The sequence below is a fragment of the Flavitalea flava genome (genome assembly GCF_054461575.1).
This window is the reverse complement of record NZ_JBTLQH010000007.1, coordinates 189,935-210,361: the sequence shown is the minus strand read 5'-3', so window position 1 is coordinate 210,361 and position 20,427 is coordinate 189,935. Positions and strand designations below refer to the sequence as shown.

Annotated in this window: 17 protein-coding genes, 1 tRNA gene and 1 riboswitch; of the genes, 14 read left to right on the top strand and 4 right to left on the bottom strand. The window is 45.7% G+C overall.

Annotated elements, in window-relative coordinates:
- Positions 1-99 precede the first annotated feature (99 nt).
- Together ACX0G9_RS09730 and ACX0G9_RS09725 are read right to left on the bottom strand one after the other, a co-directional pair.
- Positions 100-1,260, bottom strand: a complete 1,161-nt coding sequence (locus ACX0G9_RS09730; RefSeq protein ID WP_459064700.1) for a trans-sulfuration enzyme family protein — start codon at positions 1,258-1,260, stop codon at positions 100-102.
- 48 nt (positions 1,261-1,308) lie between these two features.
- On the bottom strand, positions 1,309-2,679 hold the full coding sequence (locus tag ACX0G9_RS09725; RefSeq protein WP_459064699.1) for an APC family permease: 1,371 nt from the start codon (positions 2,677-2,679) through the stop codon (positions 1,309-1,311).
- 157 nt (positions 2,680-2,836) lie between these two features.
- On the opposite strand from ACX0G9_RS09725, the gene ACX0G9_RS09720 reads away from it, so the two are divergent.
- The 12 genes from ACX0G9_RS09720 (at position 2,837) to ACX0G9_RS09665 (ending at position 13,869) form a co-directional block, all read left to right on the top strand.
- On the top strand, positions 2,837-4,939 hold the full coding sequence (locus ACX0G9_RS09720) for a TonB-dependent receptor (RefSeq protein WP_459064698.1): 2,103 nt from the start codon (positions 2,837-2,839) through the stop codon (positions 4,937-4,939).
- Positions 4,940-5,005: 66 nt separating this feature from the next.
- Positions 5,006-5,198, top strand: a riboswitch (cobalamin riboswitch).
- Between the two features lie 149 nt (positions 5,199-5,347).
- Entirely contained in the window at positions 5,348-7,288 is a 1,941-nt protein-coding gene (locus tag ACX0G9_RS09715) for a TonB-dependent receptor plug domain-containing protein (protein WP_459064697.1), read from the top strand.
- Positions 7,289-7,350: 62 nt separating this feature from the next.
- Complete coding sequence (locus ACX0G9_RS09710) at positions 7,351-7,932, top strand: DUF6580 family putative transport protein (protein WP_459064696.1); 582 nt, start codon at positions 7,351-7,353, stop codon at positions 7,930-7,932.
- Positions 7,933-7,947: 15 nt separating this feature from the next.
- A complete protein-coding gene (locus tag ACX0G9_RS09705) occupies positions 7,948-8,883 on the top strand; it encodes an ABC transporter substrate-binding protein (protein ID WP_459064695.1) in 936 nt (311 codons plus the stop codon).
- Positions 8,774-9,064: a cysteine-rich CWC family protein gene (locus ACX0G9_RS09700; protein ID WP_459064694.1), complete on the top strand. Its 291-nt coding sequence runs from the start codon at positions 8,774-8,776 to the stop codon at positions 9,062-9,064. Before ACX0G9_RS09705 ends, ACX0G9_RS09700 begins: the two co-directional genes overlap by 110 nt.
- Positions 9,065-9,111: 47 nt before the next feature.
- Positions 9,112-9,732 carry a bifunctional adenosylcobinamide kinase/adenosylcobinamide-phosphate guanylyltransferase gene (locus ACX0G9_RS09695; RefSeq protein WP_459064693.1) on the top strand — a complete coding sequence of 207 codons (621 nt, stop codon included), beginning with the start codon at positions 9,112-9,114 and terminating at the stop codon, positions 9,730-9,732.
- A 23-nt stretch (positions 9,733-9,755) separates the two neighbouring features.
- Positions 9,756-10,508: a Dph6-related ATP pyrophosphatase gene (locus tag ACX0G9_RS09690; RefSeq protein WP_459064692.1), complete on the top strand. Its 753-nt coding sequence runs from the start codon at positions 9,756-9,758 to the stop codon at positions 10,506-10,508.
- 72 nt (positions 10,509-10,580) lie between these two features.
- A complete protein-coding gene (cobT, locus tag ACX0G9_RS09685) occupies positions 10,581-11,636 on the top strand; it encodes a nicotinate-nucleotide--dimethylbenzimidazole phosphoribosyltransferase (protein ID WP_459064691.1) in 1,056 nt (351 codons plus the stop codon).
- A gap of 42 nt (positions 11,637-11,678) precedes the next feature.
- The gene (locus ACX0G9_RS09680) at positions 11,679-12,491 is read left to right on the top strand and encodes an adenosylcobinamide-GDP ribazoletransferase (protein WP_459064690.1); all 813 of its coding nucleotides are present in this window, start codon (positions 11,679-11,681) and stop codon (positions 12,489-12,491) included.
- Positions 12,488-13,120, top strand: coding sequence for an alpha-ribazole phosphatase (gene cobC / locus ACX0G9_RS09675; protein WP_459064689.1), 633 nt, complete (start codon positions 12,488-12,490; stop codon positions 13,118-13,120). Before ACX0G9_RS09680 ends, cobC begins: the two co-directional genes overlap by 4 nt.
- A 41-nt stretch (positions 13,121-13,161) precedes the next feature.
- On the top strand, positions 13,162-13,740 hold the full coding sequence (locus ACX0G9_RS09670) for a MarC family protein (protein ID WP_459064688.1): 579 nt from the start codon (positions 13,162-13,164) through the stop codon (positions 13,738-13,740).
- Between the two features lie 57 nt (positions 13,741-13,797).
- Positions 13,798-13,869 (top strand) — tRNA-Arg (locus ACX0G9_RS09665).
- 210 nt (positions 13,870-14,079) lie between these two features.
- Here ACX0G9_RS09665 and ACX0G9_RS09660 read toward each other — a convergent pair.
- Together ACX0G9_RS09660 and ACX0G9_RS09655 are read right to left on the bottom strand one after the other, a co-directional pair.
- On the bottom strand, positions 14,080-14,742 hold the full coding sequence (locus tag ACX0G9_RS09660; protein ID WP_459064687.1) for a hypothetical protein: 663 nt from the start codon (positions 14,740-14,742) through the stop codon (positions 14,080-14,082).
- A complete protein-coding gene (locus tag ACX0G9_RS09655) occupies positions 14,743-14,904 on the bottom strand; it encodes a hypothetical protein (RefSeq protein ID WP_459064686.1) in 162 nt (53 codons plus the stop codon).
- A 790-nt stretch (positions 14,905-15,694) separates the two neighbouring features.
- Between ACX0G9_RS09655 and ACX0G9_RS09650 the strand changes: the two genes are divergently transcribed.
- A complete protein-coding gene (locus ACX0G9_RS09650) occupies positions 15,695-18,868 on the top strand; it encodes a SusC/RagA family TonB-linked outer membrane protein (protein WP_459064685.1) in 3,174 nt (1,057 codons plus the stop codon).
- Positions 18,869-18,880: 12 nt separating this feature from the next.
- The gene (locus tag ACX0G9_RS09645; RefSeq protein WP_459064684.1) at positions 18,881-20,404 is read left to right on the top strand and encodes a RagB/SusD family nutrient uptake outer membrane protein; all 1,524 of its coding nucleotides are present in this window, start codon (positions 18,881-18,883) and stop codon (positions 20,402-20,404) included.
- The last annotated feature ends 23 nt before the right edge of the window (positions 20,405-20,427 follow it).

Below are 20,427 nucleotides of genomic sequence, written 5' to 3'. Positions count from 1 at the left end.
CCGCAAGCGGGAAACATGCTATTGGCAGATTTTTAACCACTTATGCCGACCAGTTATTATCGGTTACTACTTTTTACCGGTGAATTATTACTCCCGGATTCATAACCCTTCGAAAGCCTGGTCGAGGTCCTTTATTATATACTCCGGATCTTCCAACCCCAGGTATAAACGTATCATTCTGTGCTCTTTATCAGCAGGATCGAACTGTTCAGCAGGCCAGGAGGCGCACTTGGGGAGGATCAGGGATTCATGACCGCCCCAACTTACGGCCATCATAATGTGTTTCAGGGATTCACAATAACGAACTATCTGGTCCCGGGTACCCGCTTTCAGGTAAAAGCTCAGGAGCCCGCAGGCCCCTTTCATCTGTTGGGTTGCCAGTTCATATTGAGGGAAAGAATCATCAAAAGGAAAGAGGATACCCTCTACTTTTGGATGTGCCTTGAGAAAAGCAACTACCTTTTGCGTAGTTTGGGTGATGCGGTCCAGTCTGGCGGGGAGGGTCCGCAGACCCCTGATGAGCAGCCAGGCATTAAAGGGCTGAATTCCACTGCCTATATTCAGGTATTCGCTGTCGAAGATCTTTTTCATCAGGGCCCGGCTGCCGGATAAAACCCCTCCCAATGTATCACTATGGCCGCCGATATACTTGGTTGCCGTTTGCATGGCCATATCGATCCCCAGTTCGAGGGGCTTCTGCAGGAGCGGGGTACAATAACTGTTGTCGATGATCGTGATGATATTTTCCGACCGGGCCAATTCCGCCACTGCCCGGAGATCCTGCAACCGGTAATCCCAAGAATTAGGCGATTCCAGGTAAATGACCGCTGTATTGGGCAAAATGGCCCGTTCAAAATTTTCAATGGAAGTTCCATCGATATAGGTGGTAGTTACCCCAAAACGGGGAAGGATAATATCGAACATCCTTTTGGCCCAGGTATAAGGCTTTTCTACAGAAACGATATGGTCTCCTGCTTTAACGTTAGCTAATATACCGGCAAAAATGGCGGCAGCACCGCTATTGAATACCAGGCAATCCTCCGCTCCATCCAGTGCGGCTAGTTTTTTCCGGAGGATCTCGACGGTTGGATTAAGACCACGGCTATAAAGATAGCCGCTGTATTCGTCTTCGAAGAGTGCCTGTAATTCATCGACGGTATTCACTTTAAAATTACTGGTCTGTATTATTGGCGGAGAGATGGCATTAAAATAATGCTCCCGGTCTTCGCCCAATTCATTTAGTATATAGGATATATCCATATTTTTCGTTTTTCGGCAAGTTGATTATTTACTTAAATAAACCCTGGATTAACTTTTAACCAAACCCGCTTCCGGCCTCCGTACGACAAAGTATAAAGCAAAAAAACAGGCAAACACAAGTGTCCCATAAAGGGCAGATGCCGGATCATCCAATACGATACTCGTAGCCACCGCGATATAGGCCAGGATAAAAATCAGCGGAAGCAAGGGGAAAAATTTCATCCGGTAAATAGTTCCCCCTTCTTCCCCCACTTTCCGTTTTCGAAGAATAAAAATGGTGGCTGCTGATGTAGACATACCGATACAATCCAGGAAAATAGTATAATTAATGATCTTTTCCACCGTACTGCTGAAAAGCAGCGTGATTATGATCGTCAGGGAAAAGGCAGTTAAGGAATACAGGATAACCTCCTGTTTGTCAGTCTTTTTCTTAAAGATGGCCGGCAGGATGCCTTCCTCGCTCATCGCAAACATGACGCGGGGATTGCTCATCATCAGCACATTGACATAGGCCAATACGGACAGGAACATAAGGACCCGCAAAATAGATTCCCCAACCGGACCAAAAAGATGATTGATCAGGATAGCGGCTATGGAATTGGCCGTTTTCAGATTTTCAAACCCGATCACCCGGATATATACAAAATTGAGGGAAAGATAAAGTAGGATAATAATGGTGATGCCATAGGCTATCCCACGTGGAATATTCCTGGCGGGTTCCTTTACTTCTCCACCAAAATTGATGGACTGCTGATATCCTCCATAGGTAAAACATACGGCAATAAGAGATACACCCAGCGATTTAAAAAAAGTCAGGATACTGCCATGACCGGTAGCCTGTCCGGAAGCACCCGGAATAGGGGAAGGGGGTAATTGGTTTACCGAAGGGAGCGCTTCGCTGTGATGCCCAAAGACAGAAATCAGCAATAAAAGGATCAATGAAATTTTAATCAGGGTAAGCACATTCTGAACCCGGCTGCTCATCTTTAAGCCAAGCAGGTTGATCACGTAAAAAATAATTACGGCACCGATCGTTACCCCTTGCTTGAATAGTTCAGGAGGAGGGCCATCATAAAAAAAATGACCGATATATTCCGAACCGATCACGGCCACAATAGCAGTGGAGGCCGCGTTGGACACCAGTATGATACAATTGACGGCAAATGCCAGGGAGGGATGGTAGCCGTACGAAAAAATCTTATAATAGCCACCAGTCACCGGGTACCTGGAACCGATCTCCGCATAGGTAAGCGCGCCGCAAAGAGCCACCAGTCCGCCCAGCAGCCAGGCCAGAAAAAAAACCGAAGGAGTGCCCGCGTTTGAAGCTACCACCACAGGCGTCCTGAAAATACCCATACCAATAACCAGGCTCACCACGATCATAGTGAGATCGAACAAGCTTAATTTTTTTGGGCTCATAAATACCTGATTATCGTTAATGAACGTCTTTGGCGTTCAGACCGAAGGTCAATCATTAGCCGGTTATCCCAACCAATTACAACGGATTGTTGAAAGATAATGAATATTCTGTTCTAACTTTATCCGGCACAAAAAAACCAAACCAAAATCCAACCGGATGCCTAGAAGTTTACTGCTTATCCTCCTTGCTTTTACCTGTTCTTCACTTTCGGCACAGTCGGACCAGCCTGAAAATTTATCGACAGACTCCTTAACTATAAGATCGTTAAAAGAAGTTGTAGTCAAGGGTTATGCCCAGAATCGCAAATTAATTGATGTTGGCGCTCCGGTCAGTTTTGTAGGGAAAGCCAGCCTGGACCGTTTTAGCAATACCAATATATTGCAGGCATTAAACACTACACCGGGGGTTAGAATGGAAGAGCGTTCACCGGGAAGCTACCGGTTGAATATCCGGGGAAGTTCCCTCCGCTCTCCTTTCGGAGTAAGAGATATCAAGATCTATTGGAACGAGATCCCGCTTACCGATCCCGGGGGCAATACTTATCTGAACCAGCTTGGATTCTACAATTTTCAATCGGTCGAGATCATTAAGGGAACGGCCGGCAGTCTGTATGGCGCGGGGATCGGGGGAGCCGTCCTGATCAATAGTATGCCAGCCGCCTGGCAAAATGGGGTTAGTGCAGACTATGTAGGAGGCAGTTTCCACAACAACAGTATGAATGTAAACCTCCGGCTGGGAGATACCGATCGCCGCAATATGATCAGCTATTCCCATCAGACCAGTGATGGTTACCGGGCTCAGTCACAAATGCGCAGGGACATTCTCAGTTGGGAAACCTTACTAAAAACAAACGACAAACAAACGATCCACGCTTATATTTTATACGGAGATCTTTTTTATCAGACTCCCGGGGCGCTAAACCTGGCGGAGTACAACAAAGCCCCCCGGTCAGCCCGCCCTCCTGCCGGAGGACAGCCCGGAGCCGTTCAGACAAAGGCCGCCATTTATCAAAAGAATTTCACGGCAGGGTTCAGCAACGAATACCAGTTCAATGAGCATTGGGAAAATACCACGGCAGTATATGGAGCCTATACCGATTTTACCAATCCCGGGATCCGGGTCTATGAAATAAGACAAGAACCTCATTTTGGTGGCCGCACTGTTTTCCAATACAAGGCGCCCCTGGGGAGCGGTCTTCTGCAACTAAATGCCGGAGCGGAAGCACAGAAAGGATTTTTTGAGACCCGGGATTATAAAAATGTCCTGGGTTCTCAGGATAGCCTGCAAACAGATGATCATATCAACAATTGGCAATACCTCCTGTTCGGGCAGGCCGATTGGAGAATGAAGGGGGGATGGACGCTTACTGCCGGAGCCAGCTTTAATAAATCCTCCGTTAATCTTACCCGCACTTCGGTATTGCCTTCCGTCACCAATAAGATAAACTTCAATAACAAAGTAGCGCCCCGCATTGCCGTGTTAAAAAAGATCTCTGCCGGGCTAAGTTTGTATGCCAGCGCAGCCCGTGGTTTTTCAACGCCTACGGTTCAGGAATTGCAGAAGTCGAATGGGATCGTTGGGCCCCCGTTACAACCCGAAGATGGATTCGATTATGAGCTCGGCGCCAGGGGCAGCCTGTTCAACAACAAATTTTATTTCGATATCAATGCTTTTTATTTTCATCTGAATAAAACGATTGTACAACGGATCGATACCGCCGGAGTAGCATATTCCATTAACGCAGGAGGTACGAACCAGCATGGGTTGGAGAGTTTTCTCTCCTACCAGCTTGCTGATCACCCCCGCCGGTTTTTCAGCAATGCACGAATATGGGTCAGCCATACCTGGCATGATTTCCATTATAGGGACTTTATACAGAAAGGAAGCGATTATTCCGGCAACCGCCTCCCCAGCGTTCCTCCGCAATCCGCGGTAGCAGGCCTGGACCTGGCATTAAGGCCCGGCTTTTACCTGAATGCCACCTATACCTATGCTGACCGTATTGCGTTGAATGATGCAAATTCGGCCTATGCCGGTTCTTATAATTTATTGGGCGGCAGGATAGGATACCGGAAAGGTCTTGGCAGCAAACTGAGATTGGATATTTTTTGCGGTGTAGACAATCTTTTCGATACCCGGTACAGCCTTGGAAATGATATCAATGCGGCGGCAGCCACCCCCGCTTCGGCCCGCTATTATAATGCCGCACCCGGAATCAATTATTTTGCAGGGTTATCTTTAAATTTTAAGACGAAATAGGATACCTCTTTAATCCACATCAGAACTGAGTCAACCGTCATATGTTCTCTATTCAGCATTTTATTGTAGATTTGTGCCGATTTTGGTTGGCGCCCAGGCGCCATTAAAAGGGAAGACCGGTGAAAATCCGGCGCTATCCCCGTAGCTGTAAGCTCTCCCAGTACCCCCTGTTCGATCTTCATACCACTGTCCAATCAACGATGGGAAGGTGTCGAACAGCAGAGCAAGCCAGAAGACCTGCCAGGATCTTTTATCATTCAAGGCTTTCGGGTGAAAGGCATGGAATGTAAAATGTCCTCCTTATAAGGCAGGCAATTTATATTTCTACTTTATTTTCATTTTTTCCGAAGGCTCATTCAATTAACCAATGGTTTCCATTAATAAGGAGACCAAAAATCTACATGTGGAATGAGCAAGAAACTAATGGCCATGCTTATGTTATCGGCAGCCGGCACAAGCGGCTTAATGGCGCAGACTGGAACAAAGATCAAAAAAGACAGCACCGTCAAAGAACTGGACCAGGTGATCGTAACGGCCACCAAATCTCCGGTAAAACAAAATGAGACAGGAAAGGTAGTAACGATCATTACCAAGGAGGAATTGGAAAAAAGCACAGCGAAGACTTTAGGCCAGATCCTGAATGAGCAGGCAGGAATAACCGTTGGTGGGGCCCTGAACAATACGGGTTCCGTTCAAAGCATCTACATGAGAGGAGCCGCATCCGGCAGAACCCTGATCACCATCGACGGCGTTCCGGTAAACGATCCCTCCACTCCCGGGAATGAATTCGATATCAACCTTATTGCTCCGGACAATATCGAACGGATAGAAATATTAAAAGGAGCACAATCCACCTTATATGGATCGGACGCGATTGCCGGTGTTATCAATATTATCACCACAGGGGATATAAAAAAACCTTTCAATGTAAGGGCCAGCCTTGCCGGAGGAAATTATGGCACCTACAAGGGTAATCTCCAGGTTTTTGGGAAGGCCAACCAATTCACGTACAGCATTAAATATACCCGGTTGCGTACCGATGGTTTTTCTGCCGCCTATGACAGCAGTAAAAAGGGGAATTTCGACCGTGATGATTATTCCGGAAATGCTGTTACTACCAATCTTGCCTGGACCCCTACGGCAGAATTAACGGTAAAAGGATTTGCACAATACAGCCGGTATAAAACAGGAATCGATGCCGGATCATTTGCAGATGCAAAAAACTATGATGTCACCAGCAAAAACTGGTTGCTGGGCGGGGGCTTTGTATACAAATTGCCAAACGTAACCCTCAATGGTAACTACCGGTATGGTACGGTAAAAAGAACGAGTCTGGAAGACAGCGTTTTTGGCCAGCCTTATTACATGGATAAATTCCAGGGAATTACCCAATTCACGGAGCTATTCGCCAATACATCCCTCGGAAATGGGTTTACACTCTTAACAGGAGCGGATTACCGATACGCGTCTATGAATGATACTTCCGTATCTATTAGTTCTTTTGGCACCTATCCGGGGAATTTCAAGGACACTTCGCTTAGCCAGACCTCCATGTACGGATCCTTGTTCTTTAATAGTCATTTCGGCCTCAATGTCGAATTGGGGGGAAGATTAAATACCCATTCCCGATATGGAAGCAATTATACGTATACGTTCAATCCTTCTTTCCTTTTGCGCAGATCGGTCAAAATATATGGAAGTATTGCTACAGGGTATAAGGCGCCAAGCCTCTATCAATTATATTCTTCATATGGCTCTCCTGATCTTCAGCCGGAAACATCTTTGAATTATGAAGGAGGAATACAATACAGCAATGCCATCTTGAATTCCAGGGCTACCTATTACTACAGGAAGATAAAGAATGGCCTTGATTTCGATTATACTACCTACACCTATTTTAATGCCAGCAGGCAAAAAGCTCAGGGAATAGAATTGGAAAACAGGGTGCAATTAACCCGTCAATTGTCGCTTACCGCTAATTACACCTGGCTTAAATCGTCGGAAGAGATCCAGAATCGCATTGACTATAAAGATACCACCTACCAGTATTCACTTAGAAGACCTAAGCATACCATTAATGCGACTTTAGGCCTCCAGGCAACCCGTCAGCTATTTATCAGCGTTAGCGGGCATTATGAAAGCAAACGGCATGATGTAGGCGGCTATCAGGTTGCAGATGTGCCATTGGACAGCTATTTTATTCTGAACGGTTATGCTGAATTCCAGCCGGTAAAAAAATTGAAATTTTTTGCGGATGCCAAAAATATCACTAACAAAAAATTCTTTACTATATTCGGTTATAACTCTATTCCGTTCATGATAACCGGAGGAGCTACCCTTGATCTGTAAGCAATACGTTGATCTTTCGTCATAATATTGATTTGTAAAAAGAGCTTTTAAATACACTGAATATGTCTATACCAAAATTCAATCCCCGTTCCGCAGCCCTCTTTATCTTTATTCTCGCCGTCGGCGTTTTGAGAATATTAGCAACCTGGGGAAAGGACCTGTCCCCCCTCTGTAATTTTACTCCGATAGGGGCAATGGCCTTATTTGGAGGCGCCTATTTTTCCAACTCCTGGAAAGCTGTCGGATTCCCCCTGCTCACCTTATTCATCGGTGACCTGATCCTGTCCTTTACGATCTTTTCACAGTACAGGACCGGTCTGTTATATACAGGTTGGTATTGGACTTATATCGCGTTTGCCCTGATGGTACTGGCAGGCAAATTTTTTATAAAAAAAGTATCCCTAACCAACGTCCTTCTTGGGAGCCTGGTCTGTGTGCTGATCCATTGGATCATTACCGATATCGGAGCCTGGCAAATGGGTATTCTTTATCCAAAAACCTTTGCCGGATATATCGAATGCCTGATCGCTGCTATCCCTTATGAAGGCAGATTCCTGGAAGGCACCTTATTGTATAGCGCCATCTTATTCGGCCTTTTCGAATGGATGCAAAAAAGGTATACTTCATTGAGGCTCGCCGCCTGATTAAATTTATTTTATATGAAAGCCTGTTCGTTTCTTCCTGCCGCCACCCAAATGATCTATGACATGGGTCTGCAGGACCTGCTTTATGGGAGGACTTTCGAGTGTCCGCCGGAAGCATCCGGCAAACCAGCCATTGTGCGGTGTATGCTGGAAGGAAAAAATTACAGCAGTGCGGAGATCGATAAAATATTTTCCGCATCCAAGGCACAGGGCAAGAGTTTGTATTATGTGGAAGAAGATCTTTTACAGGCTATCGGGCCGGATATAATTTTCACCCAGGACGTTTGCGAGGTTTGCCAGATCGATACAGCCTGCACAGCCGCAGCGGTGGCCAAACTAAACAAACAACCGGAATTGATACCCCTGACACCGGGGAACCTGGACGAAGCCTTCCGGATGGCGATCACCATTGCCAAAGCTTTAGGGAAAGAGGAGGCCGCCTATATTTACCTGGCATCCCTGCAAAAACGGATAGACGGCATCCTGGATACCTTACGAAATCATCGGGCACCGCTCAGGAGAGTGTTGCTCATGGAATGGATCGAGCCGGTATATAATTGCGGGCATTGGATCCCCTACCAGATCGCGTATGCAGGTGGAATAGATATGCTGTCCAATCCGGGAGGAGATAGTATCGTTACTCCATGGGAAAAAATTGTCCGGTATGACCCGGAGGTGCTGGTGATTGCACCATGCGGATTCCATACCGGCAGGGCTAAGGAAGAATTACATTTATTACGGAGAAAACAAGGCTGGAGCGATTTACAGGCCGTAAAGAACGGGAACGTCTTTGTGGCGGATTTTGATCTTTTCACACAGCCCAGCCCGGGTACGTTAACTGATGGTATTGAACTACTGGCTGCACTTTTTCATCCTGCCATTTTTCAGGTACCGGAAAATTTACAGCATAAATTTTCCACCGTCACAGAACCCGTCTATCACCATGTGTAAACATGAAGAAAAATATTGTCCCCGGTGCAAGTCAGCCTTTGAATGTAAGGTTGGAGATATCACCCAATGCCAATGTTTCGGTATCGGTCTGAACCCGGAAGAAAAAAAATTCCTGGAAGAACGTTACGAGGATTGTCTCTGTCGTAACTGTCTCCTGGAATTAAACCCCCTAACCCCCTAAAGGGGGAATAATAATCCAGAAGATTTTTGAATGAAAAAAGGATTGAAATGAATGCAACTGACAATAATAGCACCATGTTAACAGCCTCCCCTTTAGGGGACGGGAGGGGCCTGATCTTTATTACCGGAGGAGCCCGTAGCGGCAAAAGCAGGCATGCGCAGGAATTAGCCCTTCAGGCAAGCCCCAATCCTGTTTATGTGGCAACAGCACGAAAATGGGACGGAGAATTTCGGGAACGGATCCACCGGCACCAGCGGGATAGGGATGAACGCTGGACCTCCATTGAGGAAGAAAAGCAGATTGGTCGTCTTCCGCTGCAGGGTAAAACAGTTGTCATCGATTGTATTACGTTATGGCTTACCAACTTTTTTGCGGATACGAACAGCGATATCGAGGCATGCCTGGAAGCCTGCAAAAATGAAATAAACGAAGTATGCAGACAGGATGCCTTATTGATAATCATTAGTAACGAGATAGGAATGGGGATCCACGCGGATACGGAGGTCGGAAGAAAATTTACCGACCTGCACGGATGGATGAATCAATATATCGCCGCCAAAGCCGATAAGGTGATTTTTATGGTCAGCGGTATTCCGGTAACAGTAAAATCCCCCCAACCCCCTAAAGGGGGAGTTATATTCCCGGAAGATATTTTAAAAATGAAATGATTGAACTGCCTCAAAATAGCAACATGTTACCAATTCCCCCTTTAGGGGGCAAGGGGGGCAGGGCTTATATGAATTGGAGTGGAGGCAAAGATTCCTCTTTATGCCTGCACCGGATCATGGAAGAAAAGCAATTCAAGGTCGACTGTCTGCTGACCAGCATTAATGCCCATCATAACCGGGTGTCCATGCATGGGGTAAGAAGAGAATTGTTGCAATTACAGGCGTCCTCGGTTGGCCTGCCCTTGCAGACCATTGAATTACCTGAAGAGCCGGGTATGGAGGAATATGAGCAAGCAATGATGGAAAAAGTCAGATTCCTGAAAAACAATGGCTTTTCCCATGCCCTGTTCGGGGATATTTTCTTGGAGGACCTGAGGCGCTACCGGGAAGAAAAATTACAAAAACTGGACATCTCCTGCGTTTTTCCGCTATGGAAAATTTCCACCACTGAATTGGTGGCATCGTTCCTGCAATCCGGTTTCAAGGCAATTATCGTTTGTGTGAACGATCAATACCTGGACAAAAGTTTTTGCGGACGACTGATCGACGCGTCATTTCTGGAGGATCTCCCAAAAAATGTAGATCCCTGTGGAGAAAACGGAGAATATCATTCCTTTGTTTTTGAAGGCCCTCTTTTTAAAGATCCGATATTATTTCAAAAGGGAGATATCGTTTACCGGAATTATCAAGCCCCTTCGAAGACAAGGGATGCAACGGATCCTTGCATTACGACCGACAAGACGGGATTTTACTTTTGCGATCTGCTGCCTGTATAGTGTCCGGTAAAAAGTTTCGCTTCAAACTACGACCTTCGCGGTCAAATCAGAATCACTTTAAAAGAAAAGAAAATGCAAATTCAACCTGCCTATACAGACCTCACTTTACAAAAAAAGTTACAAGCTCAGATCGATGGAAAAACTAAACCCCTGGGTGCCTTGGGCAGATTGGAGGAGATCGCTCTTCAGGTTGGGATGATCCAACAAACCACCCATCCCCATATCAGCCAGCCGCATATCCTTGTATTCGCGGCAGATCATGGAATTGCAGCCACCGGTCTGGTCAATCCCTATCCTCAGGCGGTCACGGCGCAAATGGCGCTGAACTTCCTGCGGGGGGGAGCCGCTATTAATGTTTTTTGCCGTCAGCATGCTATCGGATTAAAGGTAGTGGACGCCGGTGTGAATTTCGATTTTGATGGGGTGCCATCCTCCGAAAAACTGATCCGTGAAAAGATCGGTTATGGCACCCAAAACTATCTGGAAGGTAATGCCATGAGCCGAGATGAAGTATTAAGGGCTATGGAAGCAGGCAAAAGGGTTATAGAGGATCTTTTTAAGGAAGGATGTAATTGCGTCGGATTGGGCGAAATGGGTATCGGCAATACCTCAGCAGCTTCTCTTATTATGAGCGTTGTAACCGGCATTCCCCTGGATCAATGTATCGGAAAGGGTACAGGAATGAATGAGGCACAGCTGGAAATAAAAAGAGCAACGCTGGAGAAAGCAGCGAAACTTCATTTTCCTGCACTGTCTTCATCTCCTGATCCGGAATTGATCCTGCAGCATATCGGTGGATTCGAAATTGCCATGATGGCTGGTGCCTATCAGAAAGCTTCCGAATTAAAAATGATCATCCTCGTAGATGGATTCATCACTACGGCAGCCTTATTGGTGGCCCGCCTAACCGATCCGTTGTTAGAAAAAAATTGTATTTTTTCACATCGGAGCGGAGAACAGGGACACGAGAAAATGCTGCGATACCTGGATGCAAGCCCCCTGTTAAACCTGGGTATGCGGTTGGGAGAGGGAACAGGCGCCGCCATGGCCTTTCCAATCGTACAATCAGCCCTTCTTTTCCTGCAGGAAATGGCTTCATTCGAATCAGCAGGGGTGAGCAGGAAATAGCAGAAAAAAATAGTAAACCGGCTATCAGTCAACTATGCAACTATGAAAAAAGAATGGAGGGTCTTTTTAACCGCAGTGATGTTCCTAACCCGGATCCGTGTACCCCGGATCGTCGATCACTCTCCTGACTACCTTCAGAAATCTCCCAAATATTTCCCGGTGATCGGATGGATAGTCGGATCCATTTCTGCGCTGGTTTATCTTGTTTTCTCCAAATATATTTCCGTAGATATCGGGATCCTTTCTTCCATGATCGCCGGACTCCTTACTACCGGTGCCTTCCATGAAGATGGATTTGCCGATACCTGCGATGGATTCGGCGGAGGCTGGACCAAAGAAAAGATACTGCTGATCATGAAGGACAGCCGCATCGGTGCTTTTGGCGCTATTGGCCTTCTGGCCATGTGGAGCAGTAAATTTTTGCTACTCAGGGAACTCCCCTCCTTCACCCCTGACCTGGCGCATCCTACCAGTTCCGTGTTCTTCAACTACCGTTATGTTATAACCGCACTGATCTCCGCCCACGCAATGAGCAGGCTAATGCCAATCCTCGTCATTCAGGGAATGGATTATGCCTCGGATCCCGATCAAAGCAAAGCCAAACCCATGGCCAATAACAAATTGAGTACCGGAGAACTTATCCTGGCCATACTGTTTGCACTGGCTCCCTTTGCTTTTTTACCCCTGTCCTTTTTATGGGTGACCGTCCCTATGTTATATACGACCTACGAAATGACAAAATATTTTAAGAAATGGATCGGGGGGTATACAGGAGATTGCCTGGGCGCCATTCAGCAGGTAACGGAAATTATTTTTTATCTTGGGTTCACGGTTATCTGGAGATATATATTATGACAAAAGAAATTTTTTTGATACGCCATACTACTCCGGCCGTTGCCAAAGGGATCTGTTACGGCCAGACTGATCTGGAGGTAACCGGCAGTTTTCTGCAGGAAGCAGCCATCATCAGGGAGTATATGCCTCAAAATATGGGAGCCGTGCACAGCAGTCCCTTGCAACGTTGCGCCGGTTTGGCCGGGCATTTGTTTCCGGAGCATTCCATTCAGCTGCATAAGGAGCTGATGGAGATCCATTGCGGTCAATGGGAAATGAAAAGCTGGGATGAATTGCCGAAAGACCAAATCGACCCCTGGATGAAGGATTTTGTCCAGGTACGCATACCGGATGGAGAAAGTTACCTGGATCTTCACCAACGGGTGACCGGATGTTTTGATTCCATCCGGAAAGCAGCCGAAATGCCTGTAGCCATAGTGGCACACGGTGGAGTGATCCGAAGTATCCTTTCCTATATTACCGATACACCCCTGATCGATAGTTTTAAGGTATTTTCCTTGAACTATGGATGCGTGATCAGGCTTTTTGAGAAAGAGGGTAATCCTGGACCTTTACAATACGAGATCCTGTCCAACAAAGAACCGGAGGAAAAGGAACGGCATAAGCCCACCGGTTTTGAGAAAAGATAATCAGGCACGAAAAACAGCCCGGATAAGGTAACTTTGTATTCATGGGGTCGAATATCGATCAATTACTTACTGTCACATTTACGCTCTTTGCGGTAATCGATATTATCGGCAGTATCCCTTTATTACATGCGCTCAAAAAAAAACTGGGGGGTCTGCATGAAGGGAAGGCAACGCTTATTTCCGGCCTGCTGATGGTTGTATTTCTATTTGGCGGGGAAAAACTCCTGCAATTGTTAGGTGTGGATACGCGTTCCTTTGCCGTTGCCGGTTCAATCGTGATCTTTATTTTAGGGCTGGAAATGGTACTGGGGGTGGAATTTTTTAAGACCGACCCACATACAAAAGCCAGTGTGCTGGTCCCTATAGCATTTCCGCTCATAGCCGGATCGGGTACCCTTACCACCATTATATCCCTCAAAGCAAATTTTGAAACAACAACTGTATTATTGGCTATATTGATCAATCTGGTCATTATCTTTACCGTCCTGAAATCCTTGGATAAAATAGAAAAAATCCTGGGAGCGGCAGGTATGATTGCCATACGTAAATTTTTTGGCGTAATATTGCTGGCTATTTCAGTAAAGATCTTTAGCAGCAACCTGAGCGGGTTGTTGAAATAGTGCCGGAAAAGCCAGAATAAATTGAAATAGTCTTAAAATTCGCTCGCATAAGTTAATGGTCTCGTAGTATAATGGATAATATGAGGGTCTCCGAAGCCCTGGATTCCAGTTCGATTCTGGACGAGACCACATGCAAAACCCCATAACAATGTATTTTACAACGTTTTATGGGGTTTTTAGTTTTCATGTTTATCATTTAGTTGGGGTTTTTATACCGCAAATAAGAGTGGGCAAACTTTGGTTATTGAAGCGACAGCGGGAATAACTTCAATGAATTCTATAGACCTAGTTTTGCGAAATTTTTGGAGATTTATGAGGCAAAGAACGATAAGTTCAAACTTAGGCCGAAAGGGAAGGGTTTGGAGGGCTTGTAAGAGAGACACTTGCTTTACGTATAAATGGAGTATTTAAATAAGGGTTGAATGTCTCATGTGGGAGAGGTAGAAAATAACCCTTTATGCATTCAGTGTTCAGAATACACACTTCCATATGAAGGCGTTTTGAGAAATTTGCCCCCTTGTATAGTTCCCCACCTTCATGGAATGGGCTTCTAATAGTGTCGTAACTAGGTCGCCCGGTGATTTTGTTTGACTGATGAACATATTTCAATACCATGCAATCGAGTCGACGGTTAGCATCGACATTTTCAGGAAGTTTCTTTCCTGCGTCGTGCATCGTACTTCGTAATTCTGAATGTGCCTCATTAACTATATTAATAGAATCTGGTTCGATAAGATTTAAACAACGCCCTAACTCGATAATTGCGCCTAGAACAAAGGGAGTTTCGATGGTTCCGCTGAATTTCTGGTCCCCATTTGCGCATTCTTCCGCATATTGTTTAGCTCTATGAGGATTTTGTTCCCAAAAATAAACCCCAGGGCCTAACCAGTCCCATGGATTATCACTTGGACGGAGAAAATCTTCCCCATTCAAAATTTTCAAGCCTACTTTACGTTCACAACCATGAAAACCAATAATTTGGAAAGGCTGATGGCAGGCCAATTATTTCTTTGTTTGGAGTTTAGGTGTTTTTTCGCCCCTAGGTTCTTCCTTGATAATTCCAGCCTCCACTAGAAACTGGCGAGCTGTCTCGGGAGTTTTTCTCGCATATGCGGATGCTTGACGGATGGCATCAATTTGTTGACGGATAGCTTCTTGCGTCATGTTTTAGCGGTTGATTGACTTTAAATTTTACTTTGCTCTCAAATATACGGTTGTGATTATGTCAAATGCAAATTTATAGAGAGTTTTCCACATCCTGTTAGGAAAAACACTCCTTTATAAACGAAACTCCAGAGTATTAAGATTTATTGGTTAAGGTATTGCAAATATTAACTCAGTCAGGGTGAAAGCACCTTTTCTTAATACAGATTGCAGCACAACGGCAGGGAAACGATAAATTCCATGGGCTGCAATTACATACATTCTGTTGTACGGAGCAAACAATAACCTTAAATTTTCTTTTGAAGCGATGGCGACGCTAAAAAAATTGACTAAAAACTGGATGATCGATCTGCTGGGAATAGCGGCTAACGTTACAGCCCATCCCTGAAAAAAATAAAAAGCGAGTCGGCAGAGCTTTTCCAGGAATCACCAACAAAACTTTTCCGTGCGGACAATAATGATCGCACTATTGAGTTCATTACAGGTAAAGATGGTTTTATTCATTCTGTAATCGTGACCAAAGCCGGAGTAAAAGAAACTATCCATATTTCTAAGCTCCCGGAATTCGACATACTTCCTTCACAGAGAAAACGCCCCATATTTCATAGGGGTTAACTACATTCGACGGATCTTTCTGCAAGATCTCATTTGTCGTTATAAAAGATTATTCATTACTGCTCTTATTAAAGAAAAACTTATCACAACAAGCTGGTCCTCGATCGCTTTTCTTAAGGAAAAGCCCGGGATTAAGCCAGGGGATTGTAGTTGCTAACCATTAAAAACTAAAAAGATGATGAGAAAAATTGCATTTGTGTTATGCACTCTTGTCTTATTTTGCGGATCCTTATGGGCACAAAGCCGCATCGTAAGCGGAAAAGTAGTAGATGATAAAGGAAATCCCGTGGAAGGTGCCAGCATACAGATCAAAGGCAGCCGTCGTGGCACCAGCACCACTACAGATGGGGTCTTCAGCATTTCTGCGCCTTCGGCTTCCAGGATCCTTGTCGTTTCCTCTTTAAATTTTACAACGCAGGAGGTGCCCATTTCAGAAAACCTTACTTTTGTTCTAAAGGCCATTCCTATAAATAATTTACAGGAAGTGGTTGTTGTGGCGTATGGAATCCAGAAAAAAACCGAAATCACCGGGGCCGTTTCCGTTGTACAGGCAGAAACCATCAAAAATCAGCAGGTCGTATCCATTGGGCAGGCCTTGCAGGGTACTGCACCCGGAGTACAGGTCGTCAACACCAATGGGCAGCCGGGACAGAATCCCGTTATCCGGATCAGAGGGACAGCTTCGATAGCCGCCAGCCCGGACCCCTTGATCGTTTTGGATGGCATCCCCTATGACGGCAATTTGAATATGATCAATCCTACGGATATCGATAATTTTTCCATATTAAAAGATGCTTCCGCGACAGCCTTGTACGGATCGCGTGGAGCGAATGGCGTTATTCTGATCAATACCAAAACCGGTAAAAAGAATGCTCCCCCTTCCATTTCGTTATCTGCAGTTTATGGTCTTTCCAGCCGGGCCAACGCCGATTATCCTTACCTGGATACCCGGCAACAATTCGAACTGGGATGGGAAGGCATGAAGAACAATTATGCGGCCAGTAACAACCCCGCCACCAGCAGTCAGGCAGCTAAATTAGCCACACAGAACCTGATCAAGAGCGGTTTTCATTATAATCCTTATAGTGCACTCGCCAACCCCGTTGATACCAACGGAAAATTGCTTCCGGGAGCCAGTTTGTTATGGAATGATAACTGGACAAAAGCCCTGGAAAGAAGTCAGGCTTCCCGCAAGGATATCAATATTGGGATAGGAGGAGGAACGGATCGTTCCCGGTATTATTTTTCTGCCGGTTTGCTAAACCAGGACGGCTATCTTGTAAAAAGCAATTATCAACGGGTTTCGACGACCTTTAATTATAATACGGATCTTACCGACTGGTTCCAGATCGGGGCAAAGACAAATATCATTTCTTCCAAACAAAATTATCCCGCACAGGGAACCGGAACCTTTAGCGACCTGGTTAATTATGGCAGGACAGTATCGTCCGTCTTCCCCATATACGCAAGGGACGAAAATGGCCAATTGCTGAAGGACCAGAATGGACAGCTTGTATTCGACTATGGCAACCCCGTTCCTAACCGCACCGTCAATGTGCGCAGACCCGTATTACAACCTTCCAATGTGGTGGGAACAGTGAACCTGGATAACTGGAATTACGACCGGTTACTGGTCAACCTCAATACTTTCGGGCAGATAAATTTCACTAAAAACCTGTTCTATAAAAGCAGTTTCGGGATCAACAGGAGCCTGGAGGACCAATCGCAATTTGGTAACAAGGATTATGGGGATGCGGCCTCGGTGGGCGGACGTATATACCGCGAACAGGATCTTGTCACTTCCTGGACCTGGAACAATATGGTTGGGTATGACCATCGGTGGGGAGAACATCATTTCGAAGCTATGGCCAGCTATGAGTCGTACAGATATAATTACGAATCCCTGTCCGGATCCAAAACGGGTTTTGGATTCAATGGTCAGCAGCAATGGAGCAATGCATCGACCAGTGAATTGCAGGAAGGGTTTACAGTTACCTCTACGCTTGTCAGTTACCTGGGCCGGGTAAAATATGATTACGCAAATAAATATTTCGCGGAATTCACGATAAGAAGAGATGGGTCTTCCATTTTTGCTCCTGGCAGACGATACGGAACCTTCCCGGCAGGAGGAGTTTCCTGGCTGCTAAGCCGGGAAAAATTCTTAAAAACAGCGACCTTCATCAATCTGCTGAAATTAAGAGGCTCATACGGCGTTACGGGCAATAATGCCCTGTTGGACCCCACCGATCCGCTTGCCTTTCGACGGAGTTATTTTCCTTATATAAATACCTTTGCCAGCGGATACAACGATCTCGCCAATGTGGGTGTATACCTGAATCAACTGGCCAATTATAATATCCGATGGGAAAAAAATCTGAGCACCAATATCGGAATTGATTTCGAACTGTTCGACAGACGACTGAACGGAAGCGTGGATCTATTCCGGAAAAGCTCCAGGGATCTAATACAATTTCAACCCCTGCCACCTTCCTCGGGTTTTGGAACTATTGTATCCAATATCAGTAAAATGCAAAACCAAGGGGTGGAAATAAACCTGAACTATATTGTTCTTCGCAGCAGAGACTTCCATTGGGATGTGAATCTCAACCTGACCTGGCTTCAAAATAAGATCATCAACCTGTTGCCTGACCAGAATACCTTTGCCTCCAAAGGTGCCTTCCGGAATGTGGGCGGAAAATCCATATATGAATTTTACCTGCCGGTATGGGCAGGCGTCAACCCCGAAACAGGGCATGGCAGATGGTGGATGAATGAAAAAGATGGCAATGGCCAACCGACCGGCAAACAAAGAATGACCGATACGTTTGCTTTGGCGGATGGTAAATGGGTCGGGTCCGGGATCCCGAAATATACAGGAGGTTTTTCAACAAGGCTTAAGTATAAGGCCTTCGACCTGACTCTGTTGTTCAATTATGCCTTCGGGGGGAAATATTACGATGGCAATTATGCCAAACTTATGCATGGGTTTTATGGAGGATATGGTGCGCAACTGCATACGGACGAACTACAGAGATGGCAAAAAAAGGGAGACCTTACTGATGTTCCCAAATTAAATCCAGCGGGTAATGACGAACAGCAGTTATCCACTCGTTTTTTATTCAGCGGAGACTATATCAGGCTCAGAAATATTACACTTGGTTATACAGTTGTTCCGGGGTCTGCTCAAAAAATAGTCAAAACCCTGCGGATATTTATCCAGGCAGATAATTGTTTCACCTGGGATCAGCTCAAAAAAGGTTCAGATCCGGAATCCTCGGTCAACGGCTATGCGAATGGCAATGCTTTTCCTTTCAAGACATTTTCAACAGGGCTTGATCTTAACTTTTAAACCTCCAGACCAATGCAAAAAAATAAATATAAATTAAGCCTGTTATACATGGGGCTTTCCCTGGTCCTTTTCCTGGGCGCCTGCAAAAAAGATTTTATCGATGGGATCAAACCGACCGACAGTTCTTCAGCTAATGATGTTTTTGCTTCCACTGAGGGCGTAAGGGTATATTTCAACGGGATCTATCGTTCGATACGAAGCCAATGGCAAAGTACGGATGGAGCCGCGGGCGGCCAAACGGATACCTGGGGGTATAATTCGGTTTCGTTGACCCGCGTCGCCAAAGGAAAGGATATTGTAATGCCTTATCCCAACAGAGGTTATTATTATGATTATATCAATGATAACCGGGAGCCTACCTATCGCCGGGTAAAATTCACCTGGTATTTTTTCTATGAACTGGCCAATCAGGTGAATGTGCTGATCGATGGTACCGGGAAAAGCTCAGGCATCAGCGAGACGGATAAAAAAAGCCTCATCGCTGAAGCAAGGGCATTAAGAGCATGGTTCTACTTTGAACTTGCCCGTGAATTCCAGTTTACGTATCTGAAAGATCCCAACGCACCTGGGGTGCCTCTTTATACGACTCCGGCTACAGCCGCTACTACAGGAAATCCAAGGGGGACCCTGCAGCAGACCTTTGACCAGATCAACAATGATATTGGTTATGCCGTACAAAACACAGGATCGGGCCAGCTCCTGAAAGATCAGGTGAACAATAATGTGGCCTGGGGAATGGCAGCCAGGATCTATCTGGAACAGGGGAAATGGGCCGATGCAGAGACTGCCGCACAAAATGCCATCCAGGGTCACTCACTCGATGCCACGGGTTATCCGGACAATTATAATGGGCTTACCTCGTCCGAAGTCTTGTGGGGATTTCCACAAACTACGGAGAATGGAGGTCAGACCGTTTATTACGGAACGCCCAGTTCATTTTTCGAACAAACGGGCCAAAGTTACGATGCATTTTATATAAGCCGGGAGCTGGTTGAAAAATTCTCGGCTACAGATATACGTAATACCTTCTTTGTTTATTATAATGATCCGGCGGAACCGGATTATGCGGCCACCAATAAATTCGGCACCGGCAGCGGTTCTCCTGTAACGCTGATGAACGGGAAAACCGCAGATCAGAAAATGATAGATTTTAATGAATCCCTGAACATGATGCGGGTGGGTGAAATGTACCTGATCGGGGCCGAGGCAAAGGCCAGACAGGGAAAGGCCGATGCAGGTGATTTGTTGTTCGCCCTGCAGCAAAACCGGGATCCTGCAGCCATTAAATCCGGCAATACTGGTCAGAACCTGATCGACGAGATTCTATTGGAAAGGAGAAAAGAGTTATACGGTGAGCTTGGTATCGACTGGCTGGATGCAAAAAGAATGCAGACCCCCATCGACCGCACAAGCTCCAATCATGCAGCGCCTGATAATTACCTGCTCCCCGCAAATGATCCACGATTTAATTTAAAGATTCCCCAGGCAGAAATGCAGGCAAATAAAAGCCTGAAGCCTGGTGATCAGAATCTCTGACACATATTTTTCCAATAAAAAAG

What these genes read in the sequence shown, in the direction of transcription:
- ACX0G9_RS09670 (WP_459064688.1), top strand. Translation starts at nt 13,162, where the DNA reads ATGGGGTCGAATATCGATCAATTACTTACTGTCACATTTACGCTCTTT.
- ACX0G9_RS09710 (WP_459064696.1), top strand. Translation starts at nt 7,351, where the DNA reads ATGTCTATACCAAAATTCAATCCCCGTTCCGCAGCCCTCTTTATCTTT.
- ACX0G9_RS09725 (WP_459064699.1), bottom strand. Translation starts at nt 2,679, where the DNA reads ATGAGCCCAAAAAAATTAAGCTTGTTCGATCTCACTATGATCGTGGTG.
- ACX0G9_RS09655 (WP_459064686.1), bottom strand. Translation starts at nt 14,904, where the DNA reads ATGACGCAAGAAGCTATCCGTCAACAAATTGATGCCATCCGTCAAGCA.
- cobC (WP_459064689.1), top strand. Translation starts at nt 12,488, where the DNA reads ATGACAAAAGAAATTTTTTTGATACGCCATACTACTCCGGCCGTTGCC.
- ACX0G9_RS09705 (WP_459064695.1), top strand. Translation starts at nt 7,948, where the DNA reads ATGAAAGCCTGTTCGTTTCTTCCTGCCGCCACCCAAATGATCTATGAC.
- ACX0G9_RS09700 (WP_459064694.1), top strand. Translation starts at nt 8,774, where the DNA reads ATGGTATTGAACTACTGGCTGCACTTTTTCATCCTGCCATTTTTCAGG.
- ACX0G9_RS09645 (WP_459064684.1), top strand. Translation starts at nt 18,881, where the DNA reads ATGCAAAAAAATAAATATAAATTAAGCCTGTTATACATGGGGCTTTCC.
- ACX0G9_RS09650 (WP_459064685.1), top strand. Translation starts at nt 15,695, where the DNA reads ATGATGAGAAAAATTGCATTTGTGTTATGCACTCTTGTCTTATTTTGC.
- ACX0G9_RS09715 (WP_459064697.1), top strand. Translation starts at nt 5,348, where the DNA reads ATGAGCAAGAAACTAATGGCCATGCTTATGTTATCGGCAGCCGGCACA.
- cobT (WP_459064691.1), top strand. Translation starts at nt 10,581, where the DNA reads ATGCAAATTCAACCTGCCTATACAGACCTCACTTTACAAAAAAAGTTA.
- ACX0G9_RS09730 (WP_459064700.1), bottom strand. Translation starts at nt 1,260, where the DNA reads ATGGATATATCCTATATACTAAATGAATTGGGCGAAGACCGGGAGCAT.
- ACX0G9_RS09680 (WP_459064690.1), top strand. Translation starts at nt 11,679, where the DNA reads ATGAAAAAAGAATGGAGGGTCTTTTTAACCGCAGTGATGTTCCTAACC.
- ACX0G9_RS09690 (WP_459064692.1), top strand. Translation starts at nt 9,756, where the DNA reads ATGTTACCAATTCCCCCTTTAGGGGGCAAGGGGGGCAGGGCTTATATG.
- ACX0G9_RS09720 (WP_459064698.1), top strand. Translation starts at nt 2,837, where the DNA reads ATGCCTAGAAGTTTACTGCTTATCCTCCTTGCTTTTACCTGTTCTTCA.
- ACX0G9_RS09695 (WP_459064693.1), top strand. Translation starts at nt 9,112, where the DNA reads ATGAATGCAACTGACAATAATAGCACCATGTTAACAGCCTCCCCTTTA.